This is a genomic window from Pseudomonas sp. 2 (assembly GCF_056627435.1).
Map to the genome: position 1 here is coordinate 142,907 of NZ_JBWXNG010000011.1, position 19,882 is coordinate 162,788.

General features: G+C 61.3%; 16 protein-coding genes and 4 tRNA genes. 9 read left to right on the top strand and 11 right to left on the bottom strand.

Annotation, left to right across the window (positions count from 1 at the left end; all coding sequences use genetic code 11):
• Positions 1–133 precede the first annotated feature (133 nt).
• A complete protein-coding gene (locus AC1MEK_RS18990) occupies positions 134–1,477 on the bottom strand; it encodes an MFS transporter (protein WP_480397809.1) in 1,344 nt (447 codons plus the stop codon).
• Between the two features lie 323 nt (positions 1,478–1,800).
• On the opposite strand from AC1MEK_RS18990, the gene AC1MEK_RS18995 reads away from it, so the two are divergent.
• From AC1MEK_RS18995 to AC1MEK_RS19010, 4 genes are all read left to right on the top strand, one after another.
• Positions 1,801–2,703 carry a helix-turn-helix transcriptional regulator gene (locus tag AC1MEK_RS18995; RefSeq protein ID WP_480397810.1) on the top strand — a complete coding sequence of 301 codons (903 nt, stop codon included), beginning with the start codon at positions 1,801–1,803 and terminating at the stop codon, positions 2,701–2,703.
• Between the two features lie 162 nt (positions 2,704–2,865).
• Complete coding sequence (locus AC1MEK_RS19000; protein ID WP_480397811.1) at positions 2,866–3,495, top strand: DUF1780 domain-containing protein; 630 nt, start codon at positions 2,866–2,868, stop codon at positions 3,493–3,495.
• 145 nt (positions 3,496–3,640) lie between these two features.
• A complete protein-coding gene (locus AC1MEK_RS19005; RefSeq protein ID WP_480397812.1) occupies positions 3,641–3,814 on the top strand; it encodes a DUF3094 family protein in 174 nt (57 codons plus the stop codon).
• 63 nt (positions 3,815–3,877) lie between these two features.
• Positions 3,878–5,176, top strand: coding sequence for an NAD(P)/FAD-dependent oxidoreductase (locus AC1MEK_RS19010; protein ID WP_480397813.1), 1,299 nt, complete (start codon positions 3,878–3,880; stop codon positions 5,174–5,176).
• A gap of 196 nt (positions 5,177–5,372) precedes the next feature.
• Here the strand turns inward: AC1MEK_RS19010 and AC1MEK_RS19015 are convergent, their stop codons facing one another.
• Complete coding sequence (locus tag AC1MEK_RS19015; protein WP_480397814.1) at positions 5,373–6,773, bottom strand: diguanylate cyclase domain-containing protein; 1,401 nt, start codon at positions 6,771–6,773, stop codon at positions 5,373–5,375.
• A 217-nt stretch (positions 6,774–6,990) separates the two neighbouring features.
• Here AC1MEK_RS19015 and pstS point away from each other — a divergent pair, with 217 nt between their 5' ends.
• On the top strand, positions 6,991–8,025 hold the full coding sequence (gene pstS / locus AC1MEK_RS19020) for a phosphate ABC transporter substrate-binding protein PstS (RefSeq protein ID WP_480397815.1): 1,035 nt from the start codon (positions 6,991–6,993) through the stop codon (positions 8,023–8,025).
• 42 nt (positions 8,026–8,067) lie between these two features.
• Here pstS and AC1MEK_RS19025 read toward each other — a convergent pair whose 3' ends face one another.
• The 8 genes from AC1MEK_RS19025 to rluD form a co-directional block, all read right to left on the bottom strand.
• On the bottom strand, positions 8,068–8,349 hold the full coding sequence (locus AC1MEK_RS19025) for a hypothetical protein (RefSeq protein ID WP_480397816.1): 282 nt from the start codon (positions 8,347–8,349) through the stop codon (positions 8,068–8,070).
• A 268-nt stretch (positions 8,350–8,617) separates the two neighbouring features.
• A tRNA-Pro gene (locus tag AC1MEK_RS19030) sits at positions 8,618–8,694 on the bottom strand.
• Positions 8,695–8,791: 97 nt separating this feature from the next.
• Positions 8,792–8,867 (bottom strand) — tRNA-Lys (locus tag AC1MEK_RS19035).
• 6 nt (positions 8,868–8,873) lie between these two features.
• Positions 8,874–8,950: transfer RNA gene (locus tag AC1MEK_RS19040), tRNA-Pro, on the bottom strand.
• Between the two features lie 20 nt (positions 8,951–8,970).
• Positions 8,971–9,046 (bottom strand) — tRNA-Asn (locus AC1MEK_RS19045).
• Between the two features lie 342 nt (positions 9,047–9,388).
• The gene (gene clpB / locus AC1MEK_RS19050) at positions 9,389–11,953 is read right to left on the bottom strand and encodes an ATP-dependent chaperone ClpB (protein ID WP_480397817.1); all 2,565 of its coding nucleotides are present in this window, start codon (positions 11,951–11,953) and stop codon (positions 9,389–9,391) included.
• A gap of 289 nt (positions 11,954–12,242) precedes the next feature.
• Positions 12,243–12,971, bottom strand: coding sequence for a peptidoglycan editing factor PgeF (gene pgeF / locus AC1MEK_RS19055; protein ID WP_480397904.1), 729 nt, complete (start codon positions 12,969–12,971; stop codon positions 12,243–12,245).
• Between the two features lie 8 nt (positions 12,972–12,979).
• Complete coding sequence (gene rluD / locus AC1MEK_RS19060; RefSeq protein ID WP_480397818.1) at positions 12,980–13,942, bottom strand: 23S rRNA pseudouridine(1911/1915/1917) synthase RluD; 963 nt, start codon at positions 13,940–13,942, stop codon at positions 12,980–12,982.
• Between the two features lie 151 nt (positions 13,943–14,093).
• Here rluD and AC1MEK_RS19065 point away from each other — a divergent pair, with 151 nt between their 5' ends.
• From AC1MEK_RS19065 to AC1MEK_RS19080, 4 genes are all read left to right on the top strand, one after another.
• Complete coding sequence (locus AC1MEK_RS19065) at positions 14,094–15,110, top strand: outer membrane protein assembly factor BamD (RefSeq protein WP_480397819.1); 1,017 nt, start codon at positions 14,094–14,096, stop codon at positions 15,108–15,110.
• A gap of 134 nt (positions 15,111–15,244) precedes the next feature.
• Positions 15,245–15,484 (top strand): PP0621 family protein, encoded by a 240-nt coding sequence (locus AC1MEK_RS19070; protein ID WP_480397820.1) that lies wholly within the window; start codon positions 15,245–15,247, stop codon positions 15,482–15,484.
• Positions 15,474–17,066, top strand: coding sequence for a sensor histidine kinase (locus AC1MEK_RS19075; protein WP_480397821.1), 1,593 nt, complete (start codon positions 15,474–15,476; stop codon positions 17,064–17,066). Before AC1MEK_RS19070 ends, AC1MEK_RS19075 begins: the two co-directional genes overlap by 11 nt.
• Before the next feature lie 2 nt (positions 17,067–17,068).
• Entirely contained in the window at positions 17,069–18,409 is a 1,341-nt protein-coding gene (locus AC1MEK_RS19080) for a sigma-54-dependent transcriptional regulator (protein ID WP_480397822.1), read from the top strand.
• Positions 18,410–18,633: 224 nt separating this feature from the next.
• Here AC1MEK_RS19080 and thiO read toward each other — a convergent pair whose 3' ends face one another.
• Entirely contained in the window at positions 18,634–19,740 is a 1,107-nt protein-coding gene (gene thiO / locus AC1MEK_RS19085; RefSeq protein ID WP_480397823.1) for a glycine oxidase ThiO, read from the bottom strand.
• Positions 19,741–19,882: the final 142 nt, after the last annotated feature.

Genomic DNA, 19,882 nt, shown 5'->3' on the forward strand with positions numbered 1-19,882 from the left:
TCGAACTTCGGCAAAGTTGGACAAAACCGTGTTCGCGCTGGACTAAAAAACTCAATATCGCGAGCAGAAAAAAGGCGCACTCACGTACGCCTTTGCCCAGTTCGGCAGAAAGTCACACACACATTTTCAAGACTTACTTGGCCTTCAATTCGATGCGGTAAATCCGGCCCAAGAGCAGCGAGTAAGACAGAGAGCCCATACACGCCAGACCACCGATGAACCAGAACGCCCAAGCGAAACCACCGGTGAGATGGAGGATTTGACCGATGACGATAGGCGTCACGATCCCGCCGATATTAGCCGCTAGGCTGGTGATGCCACCGGTCAGGCCGATCAGTTGCTTAGGCGCAATTTCAGACACCGCGGCCCATGAGGCGGAAGCAATGCCCTGAGCGAAGAAAGCGATGGTCAAGAGCACGATGCAGACGGTGTTGGAGTCTGTGAAGTTCACCAGCATGATCGACATGCCGAGTGCCGAACCCACGACCAATGGCAGCTTGCGGGCAAAGGACAACGAGACACCGCGACGAATCAGCCAGTCGGAAACGATCCCTGCCAACAGAATGCCCACGGTTGCGCCGATGAAGGGCAACACCGCAAAGATACCGACTTTGACCATGGTTAGATGACGCTCTTCAATCAAGTACGTCGGGAACCAGGTCAGGAAGAAATACAGCACCGACGTATTGGCGAACTTGCCGATGCAGATCGCCCAGACCTGACGATACTGGAACAGCTCCGCGATCTGGGACCACTTGAACTTGTTCTTGTCCTGACTGCTCTTGACCAGGCCGCCACCGTCCTCGATGTAGGCCAGTTCCTCTTTACTGACCTTTTTGCAGCTCAACGGATCGCGATACAGATAAAGCCAGGCGATACCGAACACAATGCCGACGATGCCGGTGCTGTAGAACACGTGGCGCCAGTCGTAGGTGGTCGCCAGCCACAGCAGCAGGCCGGTGAACAGCGCGGTGCCCAGGTACTGGCCGCAGACGTAAATGCTGCTGGCCATGCCGCGCTCGCGGGCCGGGAACCAGACCGTCACGGCGCGGCTGTTGGCCGGAAACGCAGGCGCTTCCATGGCGCCGATGGCCAGGCGCATGCCGAACAGCGAGGCGAAGCCGCCGGCCAGGCCCTGGCAAACGGTGACCGCCGACCAGGAGATCAGAGAGGCGCCGTAGGTCAGGCGCGAGCCGAAGCGGTCGGCGATGAACCCTGCGGGCACCAGCGCGAAGGCGTAGGTCCAGGCGAATGCGGAAAAGATCAGGCCCATCTGGACTTTGTCCAGGCCCAGATCCTTGGCCATGAAGGGCGCGGCGATGGAGATATTGACCCGGTCGACGTAGTTGATGATCGTCGCGATCAGCAACAGGGAGAGCATGAACCAGCGCCGATGGGTGCTTGGGCGGGCAATGGCGGCGGCTTTGGGTGCGGCCACGACCGCATCGATCGCCTGAATGTCAGGGTTGCTCGACATGAGAATTCCTCATTGTTTTTATTGGAATCGAGTGATGAAGCGCCCTTTTAACTTATCGTACGACTGGTTTTAAACAAGACGTCTCTTAGAACGTTTTTAAATTTCAGGGTTGGGCTGTTAGCGTTTGTCCAAGAAATCCGCGCCGGGCAGGACTTGCCGAAATGGCAGCGTTTTCGCCCAAAGAGCCTGCGCTAGAGCCATCGGCGAAAGCGCTGAAGGCAGCCGGTTTTTTGGACAAAAAATCTCGCGATTGCCAGAAGAAAGGTTTTGAATCAAGTCATAGGACGACCGACAATGCGCCCAGAACAATGAGGAACCGCACGATGGATTCAGCGACCCGCGCCCCCACTTACGGCATGCAGCAACGCAGCGAACGCCCGGACTTCTACATTCGCGGCAAGACCGAGGGCAAGACCGAAACCGCGCCCCATCGCCATGAGTATTTCCAGATCCAGATCAACCTGGGCGGCGATACGGTGCAACACATCGGTGGTGTGGTCAGGCCGTTTCCGCGCAACTCGCTGGCGTTCATCCTCCCACACAAGCTGCACCTGATTCCCCATCCGCCGGAAGGCAATTTCCTGCTGATCAACTTCGCCCAGAACTTCCTGTTGCCGCAATTGCAGTGCGACCCGCTGGACCTGGAAGACGTGGCCATCGCACTGGCGCCGGAGCTGTCACCCTTCCGCTTTCAGGAGCATCTGGACTTCATCCTCGACGCCACGCAGTTCGCCGAGATCCAGCGCCTGCTCGACCGCATGCGCCTGCTGGACCAGAACCGCCAGTTCGGCACCCGGGAAATCCTCAAGGGTTGCCTGTTGCAACTGATCGGCACGGTTTGTGAGCTCTATGCCGAGCCGATCAAGCTCATGGCCGACGACAACGCCGCCGAACGCAGCCGCCGCGACGCCCTGGCGCGGATGTCCGAATACGTGCGCAAGAACCTCGCAGACCCGGACCTGAGCCTGAAAAAGGCAGCATCCGCCGCCTTCCTGTCCCCCAATTACCTGACCCACTGGCTGCGCAAGGAAGTGGGCAAGACCTTCAGCGAACTGGTGCTCGAACGCCGCATGCACCTGGCCCGCTCGCTGTTGCTCAACGGCAGCAAACCGGTAGGAGAAGTCGCGAGATTGTGCGGATTCGCCGACGAAGCTTACTTCTCCAGACGCTTCCGCCACGCCCACGGCATGCCGCCAGGACAGTTCAGGAAGCAGCGGGATTTGTAGTTCCGGCTGACACACCGCCCACCCTGTAGGAGCGAATTCATTCGCGAAAAATCGAACATCCGACAGAGATGCATCGCCCCGCCAGCGCATTCGCGAATAAATTCGCTCCTACAGATTGCACAAGGTGTTTCATCTTCACGCCACCGCGCTAAGCTCTCCCTCATGGATGACTCCGACTACCTGCGTCTGTTGACGATCCAGGCCGAGCAGGCCAACACGTTCTTGTCCAATGCGCGCAAATGGGAGCGGGAACGCTGGGTGTGTCAGCGTTTGTTGCAAGGCTTGAACATCCCCCATCGCAATGAAGACTTTCTGCCCGCCGGGCAAGAGCCGCCGGATGTGCTGTTTCGCGATGCCTGTTTCGAGGTGTTCTTCGTGCTCGATGAAGGGCGCCGACTCAACGATGAATGGCGCGAGGAATTGCAGCGTCGGCGCAGCGCCTTTTCCCTGAGCCAGTTGGTGCGCCGGGAAGCCAAGCCCAAGCGCATTCCCGCCTCTGACCTGCTGCGCCGCCTGGGGCCGACCCTGCGCAAAAAAGCCCACAACTACAAGGAGCGCGGGCTGGACCTGAGCGAGCTGGACATCATCGCCTTCGCCAGCCTCAAGCGCGAAGTGCTGGACCTGAATAGCCACTTTCCCCCGCCCACCGAATACCTGCGCCAGGGTTGGCGTTCGTTGTCGCTGGTGGGCCCGACCTTCGCCCGCGTGCTGTTCGCCCACCCTGATGCACCGGATTTTCTGCGCACCAATCTGGGCCGCAGCGCGGTGTTCGATGTGGGGATCAGCCTGTGATGGCGGATTTTCTGCGCCGATGTTACAAAGCGCTATCGCACGCCGAAATCCGCTGTATCGAAATGGCGGAAAAAGGCGTCTACGAACGTAACGCATTCCCGAACGTCGTCTTTTGACGACGATCAACGTTCATGACGAGGCTCATATGACCAGCCGCCTGAACCCCGAGGACCAGAAGCGTGTCGAAGACTACCTTCGCGCGCCTCAGCACCAAGTCGAGCGTCGGCCTTTTCGGCCTTGGCTGCTCCTTGTGATAGTGCTGGCGGTGGTGATCGGGTTGGGCCTGTTGAGCCGTTTACTGAGCTATCTGACGCTATGAGCTGCCTTGCGCTCGCGCAGATCGCGCCTATCGAGAATTCCTTAAGCCTTATGAGATATCCCCATGACTCATCGTATCGTGATCGTCGGCGGAGGCGCTGGTGGTCTGGAGCTGGCTACCCGCCTGGGTAAAACCCTGGGCAAGAAAGGCACGGCCAGCATCACGCTGGTGGACGCCAATCTGACGCACATCTGGAAACCTCTTCTGCACGAAGTGGCCGCCGGCTCGCTCAACTCCTACGAGGACGAGCTCAACTATGTGGCGCAGGCCAAATGGAACCACTTCCAGTACCAGTTGGGCCGCATGACTGGCCTTGACCGCGAGAACAAGCAGATTCACCTGGCCGCCACGCTGGATGAAAACGGCAACGAGCTGGTCCCGGCGCGCAGCCTGGACTACGACTCGCTGGTGATTTCGGTCGGCAGCACCACCAATGATTTCGGCACCAAGGGTGCGGCCGAGCACTGCCTGTTCCTGGACACCCGCAAGCAGGCCGAGCGCTTCCACCAGCAACTGCTCAACCGCTACCTGCGCGCCCATGCCAGTGAGCTGGCGGCGACGGAAGAAATCAACGTGGCGATCGTCGGCGCCGGTGCCACCGGGGTCGAGCTGGCGGCCGAGTTGCACAACGCCGCCCACGAACTGGCGGCCTACGGGCTGGGCCAGATCAAGCCGGAAAACCTGCGCATCACTGTGATCGAGGCTGGTCCGCGCGTGCTGCCTGCGCTGCCAGAGCGGATTGGCGGCCCCGTGCACAAGACCTTGGAAAAGCTTGGCGTGACGGTACTGACCAATTCGGCGGTCAGTGAGGTCACCGCTGAAGGCCTGGTCACGAACACGGGTCAGTTGATTCCGGCGACGCTGAAAGTCTGGGCGGCGGGCATTCGTGCACCGGCGTTCCTGGAAGGCATCGCGGGGCTGGAAACCAACCGCATCAATCAGCTGCAGGTGCGTCCGACGCTGCAGACCACGCGCGACGACAGCATTTTTGCCTTCGGCGACTGCGCTGCGTGCCCACAGAAAGGCACCGACCGCAATGTTCCGCCACGCGCCCAGGCGGCGCACCAGCAGGCGTCGCTGCTGGTGAAATCGCTGAAGCTGCGCATCGAAGGTGGCGAATTGCCGGAGTACAGCTACAAGGACTACGGCTCGCTGATCTCGCTGTCGAAGTTCTCGGCCGTGGGCAATCTCATGGGCAACCTGACCGGCAGCGTGATGCTCGAAGGCTGGCTGGCGCGAATGTTCTACGTGTCGCTGTACCGCATGCACCAGATGGCGCTGTACGGCACGTTCCGCACGCTGATGCTGATGCTCGGCAGCCGCATCGGCCGCGGGACCGAGCCGCGGATGAAGTTACACTGATCCAGCGAGCGGGCTGAGTGCTGCTACTGGCCTTGAGGCGTTCTCGCGATCTGCTTCCGCCGAAGGAGTGGGAGCCGGCTTGCTGGCGAAAGCGGTGTGCCATTCACCGCAGCAGCGTCAGTTACGACGCATTCGCCAGCAAGCCGGCTCCCACAACCTTCGGCCAGAATCAGAAGCCGATCAGCGCAGCGAATCGTTACGGCATCACCCGCCCTTTACCCGAATGCTTGGCCTTGTACATCCAGCGATCGGCCTCGCGCATCAGCTCGTCCGGGGCCTTTCCTGAGCCGGGTTCGTACATCGCAAAACCGACGCTGGCGTTGCTGCGGATCACGTCGCCTTTGATGATAATCGGCTCGGCGATCGCGGCCAGCAGCTTCCTCGCCACCTCTCGCGCCTCGTCCGCGCCCGGCACGATGCCTTCCAGAATCACGATGAACTCATCGCCCGCCAGCCGTACCAGGCTGTCGGTGCGTCGCACGCAGCTTTGCAGGCGCACCGAGATGGTTTTCAGCAAATCATCCCCTGCATCGTGCCCGTAGGTGTCGTTAACCGCCTTGAAGCCGTCCAGATCGATGAACATCAGCGCCATTTGTAGCGTGGAACGATCGGCACGCGCCTGGGCGATGGGCAGCAGCGAATCCAGGGCGCGGCGATTGTACAGCCCGGTGAGGGCATCGTGCCGCGCTTCCTGCTCAAGCTCCTTACGCGCCTGGATGTTCTGGATGATGGAGATGAAATATTCCAGGTCGCCGTCACTGGACAGCTTCTTGGTCACGCTCAGGTTGACCCACACCGACTCACCGCCCTTGCGGATGTAGCGTTTTTCCAGCTGGTAGTGGTCGATACGGCTGTCGATCAGCTGCTGCAGCAGTTCCATGTCCGAATTAAGGTCATCAGGGTGCGTGATGTCCTGAAAGGTCAGTTGTTCGAGCTCCCGGGCCGTATAACCCAGGATCTCGCACAACGCGCGGTTGACGTTGATCCAGCCGCCATCCGGCGCCACCAGGGCAATACCGACCGATGCCAGTTCGAACATCGAGCGATACCCCGCTTCACTGGCGCGAAACAGCGCATCGGAGCGATTGCGCTGCCGGCGGGCGAGCATCAGGTTTTCACGCAATTGCACCTCGCGGCTGACGATGTCCGCCAGGTCGCGCAGGGTGTCGATTTCTTCCTGAGTCAGTTGCCTCGGGCGCTCATCGATGGCGCATAGGGTGCCGACGGCAAAGCCCTTGCTGGTGCGGATCGGCACGCCTGCATAGAAGCGAATGTGCGGGGCGCCGGTGACCAGCTGGTTATCGCGAAACCGGTCGTCCTCTGCGGCATCCGGCACCACCAGCGGCGTGGTCTGCAGGATCGCGTGGGCACAGAAGGCCAATTCTCGAGGCGTTTCGCTGGCGTCCAGCCCCTGACGGGACTTGAACCACTGCCGATCTTCATCGACCAGCGACACCAGCGCGATCGGCACGTCGAGCACGCGCGCCACCAGGCGGGTGATGCGGTCCAACGAGACCTCGGCAGGGGTGTCGAGGATTTCAAGATTGCGAAGCGCCTCAAGGCGCTCTGTTTCATATGGAGGAGTGGGCGCTTTCATTTATCAATCGGCCGATCCTGAAAAGACTGTCTGGAGTCTATACCGGGTGTCGCCAACGCGCACGGATCTGACACCCGTGCTCAATCCATATGAATTGATTCGGTGGCGCCGAACACCGAACTGCGCGGGCAGTAACTTTCTGTCATAAAAACGTGCTGATTACTGTGATCCCATTGAGACATCACACCCGAAATCGCTCGATTACAGGAAATCCTTCATGTTTCAACGCTCCCGCTTGATGCTGGCCGCAGGCCTCGGCATTGCACTCAACCTTTCGCTGATGAACATCGCCCATGCCGCACAGGAAGTGACCGGCGCCGGTTCCACGTTCATCTACCCGGTGCTCTACAAGTGGGCCACTGACTACGACCAGAAGACCGGCATCAAGGTGAATTACCAGAGCATCGGTTCCGGTGCCGGTGTGGCGCAGATCAAGGAAGGCGCCGTGGACTTCGGCGCCACCGACATGCCGCTGCGCTCGAGCGACCTGCAAGCGCTGGGCCTTCAGCAGTTTCCGTCGGTGATTGGCGGCGTCGTGCCGGTGATCAACGTGGCATCGATCAAACCTGGCAGCCTGAAATTCACCGGCCCCGTGCTGGCCGATATCTACCTGGGCAAGATTACCCAGTGGAACGACCCGGCCCTGGTGGCGCTGAACCCTGAGATCAAACTGCCGGCCGACAAGATCAACGTGGTCTATCGCTCGGATGACTCGGGCACCACCTTCAACTGGGCGAGCTACCTGTCCAAGGTCAGCGGCGACTGGAAGACCAAGGTCGGCGCCGGCACTTCGGTGAAATGGCCAGTCGGTATCGGCAGCAAGGGCAGCGAGGGCGTGGCCTCGTACGTGAAGAAGATGCCGAACGCCATCGGCTACGTCGAATACGCCTACATCAAGCAGCAAGGCCTGAACTTCGGCCTGTTGCAAAACGCCGCCGGGCATTTCGTCGCGCCAAGCACCGAAAGCTTCCAGGCCGCTGCCGCCACTGCCGACTGGAAAAGCGCCAAGGACTTCGACCTGTCGATGCTCAACGCGCCGGGCGACAACGCCTATCCGATCACCGCAGCCACATTCATCGTGATGTACAAGCAGCCCAAGGACGCCGATCGACAGAAAACCGTCCAGGATTTCTTCCGCTGGACGCTGGAGAGCGGTCAGGATCACGCTCGCGCGCTGGACTTCGCGCCGATTCCGGGCGATTTGAAAAACCAGATCGAAGCTTACTGGGGTGATGCGCCCAAGGCGCAGTAAGCCGCTTCAGCCCCTTCTCGGCGAGCGCAGAACCTTCTGCGCTCAACGCCCCGACAATCTGTCGAGCAACGCACTCTTCTCTTCCAGCACCGCAGACTTTCTGGCGATTTCCGCGCGGGCGATCTCGATGCGCGAGCGGCCTGCATCCACGGCGGCGTCGTGAGAGTCGAAAAGACTGTCCGGCGCGTACCATTTGCCCTTGGCGGAGCGGTCGTTCTGCCCGTCAGCCGTAGGGCCGACCAGTTCGACTTCAAGCACCACGAAGCTGCGGGTCAGTACCCAGGCGGTGTAGGGGTAAGTGCGGCTGTTTCGGCTGTGCCTCATGGTGGTGTCTCGTTGATGAGGTTTTCTGCGTCGTAGACACCTCGCACGCGGGGCGAAGATGTCGAATGGCTGCCCATGATACCTATCGCTGTATAATTTTTCATATAGCGAAAAGCAGCAAGGGCCGACAGCGTTGATGCCGGAGCGAGAAAATGAGAGAAAAAACGCGGAAACGAAAAAAGGCGTCCCGAAGGACGCCTTTTTTGTTGGCTCTGCGCGGTTGGCGCTGGAGCCTTGTTTTTCAACCCGGATACAGCCTGGGCGAAAATGGTCGGGGTAAGGGGATTCGAACTCCTGACATCCTGCTCCCAAAGCAGGCGCGCTACCGGACTGCGCTATACCCCGGTGTTACAAAAATACGCCTACTCGAGGCGTATTTCAAAGCGGATGACGCAACTGGCGTCACTCCCTAAGATTCAACCCGATGAAGCCAGGTCAAAAATGGTGGGTCGTGTAGGATTCGAACCTACGACCAATTGGTTAAAAGCCAACTGCTCTACCAACTGAGCTAACGACCCAAATAATGGTCGGGGTAAGGGGATTCGAACTCCTGACATCCTGCTCCCAAAGCAGGCGCGCTACCGGACTGCGCTATACCCCGACGGTACTACCTCTGGAAATTGGCTCCGTGACCAGGACTCGAACCTGGGACCCAATGATTAACAGTCATTTGCTCTACCGACTGAGCTATCACGGAACGTATTCAATTTCAGATGCAGCGTTTGACGCGCTTCGACGCAACAAATTCAGTACTTCTTTGCGAAACGGGTTTCGCACCTACTGCCCTGAATCTACTGCATTTTCAGCCTCTTCGACCTGTCTGCATCGCTGCGTTCACGTCTCTGAGGCGCGCTATTCTACATTCCCAGAAACAGGTGTCAACCCTCTAAATTGCTTTTAAGACAATGATTTGCAACTTTTTTTCGAGAAGGCCTCCGAGCCCCGAAAATTCGCCCGTTGCGGGCAAAAATGGCGGCCATAAAAAAGGGCGCCCACCGGGAGCGCCCTTTTTGCCCTTCTATATAGAGAGCCGTGTGGATCAAACGAAAGCGATTTCGTCGTCCACCACCGTGCCCTTGATGCTGGTCCCCGGCATGAAGCTGCCCGACAGGATCAACTGCGCCAGCGGGTTTTCGATCCAGCGCTGAATCGCACGCTTCAGAGGCCGCGCGCCATACACCGGGTCGTAACCCACGGCGATCAGTTTCTCCAGCGCCTCAGGCGACAGTTCCAGGCTCAAGTCGCGCTCGGCCAGGCGCTGACGCAGACGGCCCATCTGGATCTCGGTGATACCGGCAATCTGATCGTGACCCAGCGGTTCGAAGATCACCACTTCGTCGACCCGGTTGATGAACTCCGGACGGAAGTGCGAACCCAGCGCATCCATGACCGCAGCGCGCTGCGCCTCACGGTCGCCGACCAGCTCCTGGATTCGCGCCGAGCCCAGGTTTGAGGTCATGACGATGACCGTGTTGCGGAAGTCCACCGTACGGCCGTGACTGTCGGTCAGGCGACCGTCTTCGAGCACCTGCAACAGAATGTTGAAGACATCCGGGTGCGCCTTCTCTACCTCGTCGAGCAGGATCACCGAGTAAGGCTTGCGCCGCACGGCCTCGGTCAGATAACCGCCCTCTTCGTAACCGACGTAGCCCGGTGGCGCGCCGATCAGCCGTGCCACGGAGTGTTTCTCCATGAACTCGGACATGTCGATGCGCACCATCGCCTCTTCGGTGTCGAACAGGAACTCGGCCAGCGCCTTGCACAGTTCGGTCTTGCCCACGCCGGTCGGGCCCAGGAACATGAACGAGCCGCTCGGGCGATTCGGGTCGGACAACCCGGCACGGGAACGGCGCACGGCGTTGGAAACCGCCACCACCGCCTCGTTCTGCCCGATCACGCGCTCGTGCAGCAGGCTTTCCATCTTCAGCAGCTTGTCGCGCTCGCCTTCGAGCATCTTGGACACCGGAATCCCGGTCCACTTGGACACCACTTCGGCGATTTCTTCCTCGGTCACCTTGCTGCGCAGCAACTGATTCTCGGGCTTGCCGTGCTGGTCGACCATCTGCAGGCTGCGCTCCAAGTCCGGGATCACGCCATATTGCAGCTCGGCCATGCGGTTCAGGTCGCCACGGCGGCGGGCCGCTTCCAGCTCCTGACGCGACTGCTCGATCTTCTGCTGGATCTGCGCAGACCCCGTGACCTCGGCTTTTTCCGAGGTCCAGACTTCTTCCAGGTCCGCGTACTCGCGCTCCAGCCGGACGATTTCTTCCTGAAGTTTCTCCAGGCGCTTTTTCGCGGCCTCGTCGTCTTCTTTCTTCAGGGCCTGGGATTCGACCTTCAGTTGAATCAGGCGGCGCTCAAGGCGGTCGAGCACTTCGGGCTTGGAGTCGATCTCCATGCGAATGCGACTGGCCGCTTCGTCGATTAGGTCGATGGCCTTGTCCGGCAACTGCCGGTCGGTGATGTAGCGATGGCTGAGCTTGGCCGCCGCGATGATCGCGCCGTCGGTGATCGCCACCTTGTGGTGAACTTCGTAGCGTTCTTTCAGGCCACGCAGGATCGCGATCGTGTCCTCTTCGCTCGGCTCGTCCACCAGCACTTTCTGAAAGCGCCGCTCGAGGGCCGCGTCCTTCTCTATATATTGGCGGTACTCATTAAGGGTGGTCGCACCCACGCAATGCAGCTCGCCACGGGCCAGCGCCGGCTTGAGCATGTTGCCCGCGTCCATCGAGCCTTCGGCCTTGCCCGCGCCGACCATGGTGTGCAGTTCGTCGATGAACAGGATGATCTGGCCTTCTTGCTTGGAGAGTTCGTTGAGCACGGCTTTGAGGCGCTCTTCGAACTCACCACGGAACTTGGCACCGGCAATCAGCGCGCCCATGTCCAGCGACAGCAGGCGTTTGCCTTTCAGGCCATCGGGCACTTCGCCATTGATGATGCGCTGGGCCAGGCCCTCGGCGATCGCGGTCTTACCCACGCCAGGTTCGCCGATCAGCACCGGGTTGTTCTTGGTGCGGCGCTGCAGGACCTGAACGGTGCGACGGATTTCATCGTCGCGACCGATCACCGGGTCCAGCTTGCCTTCCTCGGCGCGCTTGGTCAGGTCGACGGTGTATTTGTCCAGCGCCTTGCGCGACTCTTCGGCGTTCGGGTCGTTGACCGCTTCGCCGCCGCGCAGGTTGCTGATGGCGTTTTCCAGGGCCTTCTTGCTCACGCCCTGGCCGAGCAGCAATTTGCCCAGCTTGCTGTTTTCGTCCATGGCGGCGAGCAGCACCAGCTCACTGGAGATGAACTGATCACCTTTCTGCTGCGCCAGGCGGTCAGCCTGATTGAGCAGGCGCGCCAGATCCTGCGACATGTTGACGTCGCCGGTGGGGTTTTGAATCTTGGGCAGTTGGTCCAGCTCCTTGCTCAACGCCTTGCGCAGGCTGTTGATGTCGAAGCCGACTTGCAGCAGCAGGGGCTTGATCGAACCACCCTGCTGTTCGAGCAGCGCCTGCATGAGGTGCGCGGGCTCGATGGCGGGATGGTCCATGCCCACCGCCAGAGATTGGGAATCGGATAAAGCGAGTTGCAACTTGCTGGTTAAACGGTCAATACGCATTGGTCACCTTCCTAATGGGCAGGCCGGAGCAATGAACACACCTTAATAAAGAAAACCTGCCAGATAGCCCTTAGATGTGGCCGATTGCACAGGATTCAAGCGAGGTGCACTTGACACAGATCAATTTAGCTTGCTGCCACGAGATTGAAGCGGAAAAAGATATTGGTAACGCTCCGAACTCTGTGGGAGTGAGCTTGCTCACGAAGACGGAACGTCAGACGCTAGGATTGCTGCGGGTGTACCGGCCCTTTCGTGAGCAAGCTCACTCCCACAGAGCCATAAGAGAATCCTAGATAGCGTCAATCCAAACCAGCGAGGCAAACCGCCCGGTGCGGGCGCCGCGGCGATAGGAGAAGAAACGCTCGTCGTTGTAGGTCGACCAGCCGCCGCCATACACCGCCGTCACGCCGTGCGCGGCCAGGCGAATACGCGCCAACTGGTAGATATCGGCCATGAACTTGCCGGGATTTGCACTCGGAATGAAGGCATCGGCAGTTTCAGGGTGAGTGGCCATGAACGCCTCGCGCACCTCCGGCCCTACTTCGAACGCCTGCGGGCCAATGGACGGCCCGAGCCAGACCAGAATGTCGCCGGGCGCATCGGCAAAGCTGTCGACGGTCGCTTCCAGCACGCCGGCCGCCAGACCGCGCCAGCCCGCATGGGCCGCGGCCACCTGAGTACCCTGCCGGTTGCAGAACAGCGCAGGCAGGCAATCGGCGGTCATGATGGTGCAGGCGACGCCCGGCGTTTTGCTCCAGCTGGCATCGGCTTGCAACACCTGGTCCGGCGTGGCCTGGACCACGTCGACACCGTGAACCTGCTTGAGCCAGGCCGGCTGCACGTTCAGACGAGAGGTCAGCAGCTCACGGTTGTGGGCCACTGCGGCCGGGTCGTCATCGACGTGATCGCCCAGATTGAAACTGTCGAACGGCGCAGCGCTGATGCCGCCCGCCCGGGTCGTGACGCGCGCCTTGATGCCAACCGGCGCAGGCCAGTCGGGTGTCAGCCAGTCCGTCACGAACTCACTCATCCGATAAACGCCTCGCGGTCCTGCTTGAGCAACGACAGCAGCCAGACGAAATCATCCGGCAGCGGCGATTCCCAGCTCATGCGCTGACCGGTCGTCGGGTGATCCAGCTCCAGGAAGCGCGCGTGCAGCGCCTGACGCGGGAAATGCTTCAGCGACTCCACCATGGTCTGGCTGGCTGCCGGGGGAATGCGGAAACGGCCACCATAGGCCGGATCGCCCACCAGCGGGAAGTTGATGTGCGCCATGTGCACGCGAATCTGGTGGGTACGGCCGGTTTCCAGCTTGACGCGCACGTGGGTGTGCGAGCGGAAACGCTCCAGCACGCGGTAGTGGCTGACCGCTGGCTTGCCGCCTTCCATCACGGCCATGCGCTGGCGCTGCTGGCCATGGCGACCAATCGGCGCGTTGATCTTGCCGCCGGCAGTGACCACGCCGATAACGATGCATTCATAGATGCGGCTGACGGTGCGCTTCTGCAGCTGGGCGACCAGTTGCGTCTGCGCCTGGATGGTCTTGGCGACCACCATCAAGCCCGTGGTGTCCTTGTCCAGACGGTGCACGATACCGGCGCGCGGCACGTTGATGATGTCCGGCACATGGTGCAGCAAGGCGTTGAGCAAGGTGCCATCAGCGTGACCTGCCGCCGGATGCACGACCAGCCCCGCCGGCTTGTTGATCACCAGGATCTGGTCGTCTTCATAGACGATGTCCAGCTCGATGTCCTGCGCCACCCACTCGCCCTGCGCCTCCTGTTCGGCCTGAAGCAGCAGGATCGAGCCGCCGTGCACGATATCGCGCGGGCGCAACACGCCGCCGTCCACGGTCAGACGGCCGTCCTTGATCCAGGCGGAAAGGCGCGAGCGCGAGTGCTCGGAGAAGAGTTGGGCGGCGACCTGGTCGAGGCGTTGACCGCCCAATTCGGACGGCACCTCTGCGCGAAGTTCTATGATCTCAGACATGCTCAAACTAGGAGGTGGCACTGGCCTTTGGTTTCGGCTGTGCGCTTGTGGTTAAATACGGCGTCTTTTGTCCCGGGGGTTCCACGGGGCGCCCATCATAACAGGACGGTCCTGCGCAAGACAGCAGGCCGTTATAGGGACGCAAGCCGCCATGCAAGTGAAACACCTGCTGCTGATAGCCATCCTCGGACTTACCGCTGCCTGTTCTTCGAAGAAAGAAGTCATCGACGAAAACCTCAGTGAAGTCGAGTTGTACCAGCAGGCGCAGACCGACCTGGACAACAACAGTTACAACAGCGCCACCGAGAAACTCAAGGCGCTGGAATCCCGCTACCCGTTCGGTCGCTACGCCGACCAGGCGCAGCTGGAGCTGATCTACGCCAACTACAAGAATGGCGAGCCCGAGGCTGCGAAGTCCGCTGCCGAGCGCTTCATTCGCCTGCACCCGCAGCATCCGAACGTCGACTACGCCTACTATCTGAAAGGCCTGACTTCGTTCGACCAGGACGTGGGCATCATCGCGCGCTTCCTGCCGCTGGATCAGACCAAGCGTGACCCGGGCGCCGCCCGTGACTCGTACAACGAGTTCGCCCAGCTGACCAGCCGCTACCCCAACAGCCGCTACGCGCCGGACGCCAAGCAGCGCATGATCTACCTGCGCAACCTGCTGGCGGCCTACGAAATCCACGTGGCCGACTACTACCTGACCCGTCAGGCCTACGTCGCCGCCGTGAACCGTGGCCGCTACGTGGTGGAAAACTTCCAGGAAACCCCATCGGTCGGCGACGGCCTGGCGGTGATGGTCGAAGGCTACCAGCGTCTGCACCTGGACGATCTGGCCGACACCAGCCTGCAAGTGCTCAAGGCCAACTACCCGGATCACCCGCAACTGGCTGATGGCAAGTTCGAACCGCGCACGCCGGATCCGGACAACCGCTCGTGGCTGTCCAAGGCGACCCTGGGCCTGATCGAAAGCCGTCCGCCGCTGCCGCCGGGAGAAACCCGCGCCAACCAGGACGTGATCAAGCAGTACCAGGACGCCAAGGAAGCCATCCCGGCCGAACTGCTGCCTGAGAACCAGACCGACGAGCAGAAGAACGATGACGACGACGGCACCCCAAAAAGCCGCTCGATCTTCAGCTACATGACCTTCGGCCTGTTCGACTGATCCAGTCCCGGCTCCTGCGTCATCCAGAAAGAGGCCCTGCGGGGCCTCTTTTTCATTTCCGATACCTGCCGCGACTGTGCGCCTGACAGCGCCTTGGCTAAACTGCGGCATCTTCACTGACTAAGCTGGTAGACATGATTCGCTTGATTATGTGGATCGCCCTGATTTGGCTGGCGATCTGGTTCTTCAAACGCGTGACCAAACGCCCTGCGCCACGCTCCGAACGCGCTGCGCCACCGATCGACGCCTCGCCCATGGTCCGCTGCGCCCAGTGCGGCGTGCACCTGCCGCGCGACCGCGCCCTGAGCCAGGATCAACAGTGGTACTGCACCGAAGCGCACCGGCTACAGGGCCCGGCTGCACGTGACCGCTGAGCAACTCTCGCTGGCGACACCGCAGGCCCAACGCATCCTGCGGCTTTACCACCTTTACCGTCTGAGCATCGGCATTCTGCTGGTGCTGCTGATTTCCAGCAGTCTGGACGCCGAGCTGCTGGAAATGGCCGACATCGAGCTGTTTCGCACCGGTTGCTGGCTGTATCTGGTGTTCAACATTCTGGTGGTCGTGCTGCTCGAACGCCCGACCCGCCAGGGCCATCTGTTCACCCTCGCCCTGGCCGACGCCTGCATGCTGTGCGCGCTGTTCTATGCCGGCGGCGGTGCGCCGAGCGGTCTGGGCAACCTGATCGTCGCCTCGGTGGCCATCAGCAACGTGCTGTTGCGCAAACGCACCGGGCTGCTGATCGCGGCGATTTCCGCCATCGGCATCATTTACCTGACGTTCTTCATCAGTTACCACAAACCGTCGGCGGCCAATCACTTCGTCCAGGCCGGGTCATTGGGCGCCCTGTGTTTCGCCGCCGCGCTGCTGGTGCAGACCCTGGCGCGCCGGCTTCAGGCCAGCGAAGACATCGCCGAGCAACGCGCCGCCGACGTCGACAACCTCGAAGAGCTCAACGCGCTGATCCTGCAGCGCATGCGCACCGGGATCCTGGTGCTGGACGCCGAGCGCAAGGTATTGCTGGCCAATCAAAGCGTTCTCACGCTGCTCGGCCATGAGCACCTGCTGGGGCAGATCATCGACCCCTACTCGCCGCAACTGGTCGAGCGCCTGCGCCAATGGCAGATCAACCCGTCCATGGCGCCGCGCAGCATGACCACCTCGGCGATCGGCCCGGTGCTGCGGCCCGGGTTCATCGCCCTGACGCGCGGCAGCCATCGGCACACACTGATTTTCCTCGATGACCTGTCGCAGATCTCCCAGCAGGCCCAGCAACTCAAGCTCGCCGCACTGGGCCGGCTGACCGCCGGTATCGCCCACGAGATCCGCAACCCGCTGGGCGCCATCAGCCACGCGGCGCAGCTGCTGCTGGAGTCCGAGGAACTGACCACGGCGGACCGGCGTCTGAGTCAGATAATCCAGGATCAATCACGTCGTATGAATCTGGTCATCGAGAACGTCCTGCAACTGTCACGCCGACGTCAGACCGAGCCGCACCTGCTCGACCTCAAGCAGTGGCTCGAAGCCTTCGTCAGCGACCTGCGCACGCGCCTGCCCGCAGGCCAGTCGGTGCATCTGCAGATCAGCGCTGGCGCCCTCACCACGCGCATGGATGCCGAGCAGCTTGCGCAAGTCATGACTAACCTGACCCAGAACGGCTTGCGCTACAGTGGCCAGATGCATGAGCACGCTCAGGTCTGGCTGCGCCTGTTTCACGCGCCCCACAGCGAGCTGCCCAGCCTTGAAGTGCTGGACGATGGCCCGGGCGTGGCCCGGGAACATCTGGGTAAACTGTTCGAGCCCTTTTTTACCACTGAGAACAAGGGAACCGGCCTTGGCCTGTACCTTTCGCGAGAACTGTGCGAAAGCAACCAGGCGAACCTGGATTACACACCACGGGAAGGTGGCGGCAGCTGCATGCGGATCACCTTCGCCCATCCGTTCAAATTGAGTTGAAGATGAGCCAACGGCAAAAGATCCTGATCGTCGACGATGAGCCGGACATTCGCGAACTGCTGGAGATCACTCTGGGGCGAATGAAACTGGACACTCGCAGTGCGCGCAACGTCAAGGAAGCCCAGGACTGGCTCGCCCGCGAGCCGTTCGACCTGTGCCTGACCGACATGCGCCTGCCCGACGGCAATGGCCTGGAACTGGTGCAGCACATCCAGAAGCGCCACACTCAGGTGCCCGTGGCGATGATCACCGCCCACGGCAACCTCGACACCGCGATCCATGCCTTGAAAGCCGGCGCCTTCGACTTCCTCACCAAACCGGTGGACCTCGGCCGCCTGCGCGAGCTGGTGGGCAGCGCGCTGCGCCTGCACATGGCGCCGTCCAACGAAAACAGCATCGACAACCGCCTGCTCGGCAACTCGCCGCCCATGCAAGCATTACGCAAACAGATCGGCAAACTGGCGCGCAGCCAGGCGCCGATCTACATCAGTGGCGAATCGGGCAGCGGCAAGGAACTGGTCGCCCGGCTGATCCACGAACAGGGCTCGCGCATCGACAAACCCTTCGTGCCGGTCAACTGCGGCGCCATTCCTACAGAACTGATGGAAAGCGAATTCTTCGGCCACCGCAAAGGCAGCTTCACCGGCGCCCACGAAGACAAGCCCGGGCTGTTCCAGGCGGCCAACGGCGGCACGCTGTTTCTCGACGAAGTGGCCGACCTGCCGCTGGCGATGCAGGTGAAACTGCTGCGCGCCATCCAGGAAAAATCCATTCGCGCCGTCGGCGGCCAGCAAGAGCAGGTGGTGGACGTGCGTGTGCTGTGCGCCACCCACAAGGACCTCAGCGTCGAAGTCGCTGCCCAGCGCTTCCGCCAGGATCTGTACTACCGCCTCAACGTCATCGAACTGCGCGTCCCGCCCCTACGCGAGCGCCGCGAAGACATCGAGGAAATCGCCACCAACGTACTGCGCCGCCTCGCCGACGGCGCCGACCAGCCCCCCGCCCGCCTCTCGCCGCCGGCCTTGGCGGCGCTCAAAGGCTACCGTTTCCCCGGCAACGTGCGCGAGCTGGAGAACATGCTCGAACGGGCGTACACCCTCTGCGAAAATGACCAGATCGACGCCGACGACCTGCGACTGGCAGAACCCGTCATCGTCAGCGAACAGGACGGCCCGAGCCTGGCCGATATCGATAACCTGGAAGACTACTTGGAAAGCATCGAACGCAAGCTGATCCTGCAAGCGCTGGAGGAGACCCGCTGGAACCGCACGGCGGCGGCGCAACGGCTGAGTTTGACGTTCAGGTCGATGCGCTATCGGTTGAAGAAGTTGGGGTTGGAGTAACCCGCAAAAAGTATTCCACAACCCGGGATCGGAAACCCATCGCAACTCACTCGAAAATCCCGTAGCAGCACGGCTTGCCGGCGGGTTGGCATGTCTGTGACCTATATGTCGGCTGACACACCGCTCCCGCGGGCAAGCCCGGCTGCTACGGGATCTTCGTCGATTGCCGAAAAAGCTGTGGGCAAGACCGCATTCGCCAGCAAGCCGGCTCCTACAACTCGTGATCAGCGCTCAGCCATCCTCGCACCCGGCGCATACGGCGCCGGATCGATAATCGGCACATCGCCCACCAGCAAATCCGTCAGCAGTTGGCACGACGCCGGCGCCAGCACCAGGCCGTTGCGGAAGTGGCCGCAGTTGAGCCACAGCCCGTCATGCCCCGGCACCGGACCAATGAACGGGATGCCGTCCGGCGAACCGGGGCGCAGGCCGGCCCAGTGCCCCACCACTTCGGCGTCTGCCAGGGCCGGGATCAGTTCTTCTGCCGAGGCTTTCAGGCTTTGCAGCGCCACGTCGGTCGGGGTCTTGTCGTAGCCTTCGTGCTCCAGCGTGCTGCCAATCAGAATGTGGCCGTCGCGGCGAGGAATCGCGTAGCGCCCCTTGGCCAGGATAATGCTCGGCAAAAAATCAGACGCGCATTTGTACAGAATCATCTGGCCCTTCACCGGCTCCACCGGCAATTCCAGCTCGAGCTTGCTCAGCAAGTCACCGCTCCAGGCACCTGCGGCCAGCACGACGCTGTCGGCGAGCACATCCCCGGCAGGAGTGCTGACACCAATGATGCGTTCGCCATCGCGAACGAAGTCGCTGACTTCGCACTGCTCGTGAATCGTGACATTGGGCAGCGCCAGCAAGGCGGCCCTGAGGGATTTGACCAGGCGCGGGTTGCGCACGTTGGCAATGTCGGCCATGTGGATCGCCCGCGAGTAACCACGGCCCATCACCGGCACCGCGTCATACACCTGCGAGATGTCCACCGACGCCAGCGGCCGCCCCAGGCGGGCCGCCCACTCCAGGGCCTGGGGCTCGTCGTCCAGGTCCAGCCAGTACAGGCCGGTCCTGTGCACCTCCGGATCAACGCCCGTCGCCTCCAGCAGCCGCTCGCCCAGCTGTGGATAAAAATCCTGCGACCAATGCGCCAGCGCCGTCACTGCCGGGCTGTAGCGCCAGGGATAAAGTGGCGAAACGATCCCGCCACCGGCCCACGAAGACTCCTGCCCGACGCCAGAGCGCTCGAGCAGCACCACACTCTGAACCTTCGCCGCAAGATTGAACGCGGTCAGCAAACCAATGACGCCACCACCGACGATTACCACGTGTTGCCTGGACATGCAGAACCCGATCATCAAGAGAAAACACGCGCAGGTCTGCCCGATTTTCCCCGGACACACCGACTCCACAACGGTCAAAAATCAGCACTGTGCCGCTGATCCGGCGAATATCCCCGGACATCCACTACATAGCGACTTCCAA

Coding starts and splice junctions, on each gene's coding strand:
- AC1MEK_RS18990 (WP_480397809.1), bottom strand. CDS start 1,477: ATGTCGAGCAACCCTGACATTCAGGCGATCGATGCGGTCGTGGCCGCA.
- AC1MEK_RS18995 (WP_480397810.1), top strand. CDS start 1,801: ATGGATTCAGCGACCCGCGCCCCCACTTACGGCATGCAGCAACGCAGC.
- AC1MEK_RS19000 (WP_480397811.1), top strand. CDS start 2,866: ATGGATGACTCCGACTACCTGCGTCTGTTGACGATCCAGGCCGAGCAG.
- AC1MEK_RS19005 (WP_480397812.1), top strand. CDS start 3,641: ATGACCAGCCGCCTGAACCCCGAGGACCAGAAGCGTGTCGAAGACTAC.
- AC1MEK_RS19010 (WP_480397813.1), top strand. CDS start 3,878: ATGACTCATCGTATCGTGATCGTCGGCGGAGGCGCTGGTGGTCTGGAG.
- AC1MEK_RS19015 (WP_480397814.1), bottom strand. CDS start 6,773: ATGAAAGCGCCCACTCCTCCATATGAAACAGAGCGCCTTGAGGCGCTT.
- pstS (WP_480397815.1), top strand. CDS start 6,991: ATGTTTCAACGCTCCCGCTTGATGCTGGCCGCAGGCCTCGGCATTGCA.
- AC1MEK_RS19025 (WP_480397816.1), bottom strand. CDS start 8,349: ATGAGGCACAGCCGAAACAGCCGCACTTACCCCTACACCGCCTGGGTA.
- clpB (WP_480397817.1), bottom strand. CDS start 11,953: ATGCGTATTGACCGTTTAACCAGCAAGTTGCAACTCGCTTTATCCGAT.
- rluD (WP_480397818.1), bottom strand. CDS start 13,942: ATGTCTGAGATCATAGAACTTCGCGCAGAGGTGCCGTCCGAATTGGGC.
- AC1MEK_RS19065 (WP_480397819.1), top strand. CDS start 14,094: ATGCAAGTGAAACACCTGCTGCTGATAGCCATCCTCGGACTTACCGCT.
- AC1MEK_RS19070 (WP_480397820.1), top strand. CDS start 15,245: ATGATTCGCTTGATTATGTGGATCGCCCTGATTTGGCTGGCGATCTGG.
- AC1MEK_RS19080 (WP_480397822.1), top strand. CDS start 17,069: ATGAGCCAACGGCAAAAGATCCTGATCGTCGACGATGAGCCGGACATT.
- thiO (WP_480397823.1), bottom strand. CDS start 19,740: ATGTCCAGGCAACACGTGGTAATCGTCGGTGGTGGCGTCATTGGTTTG.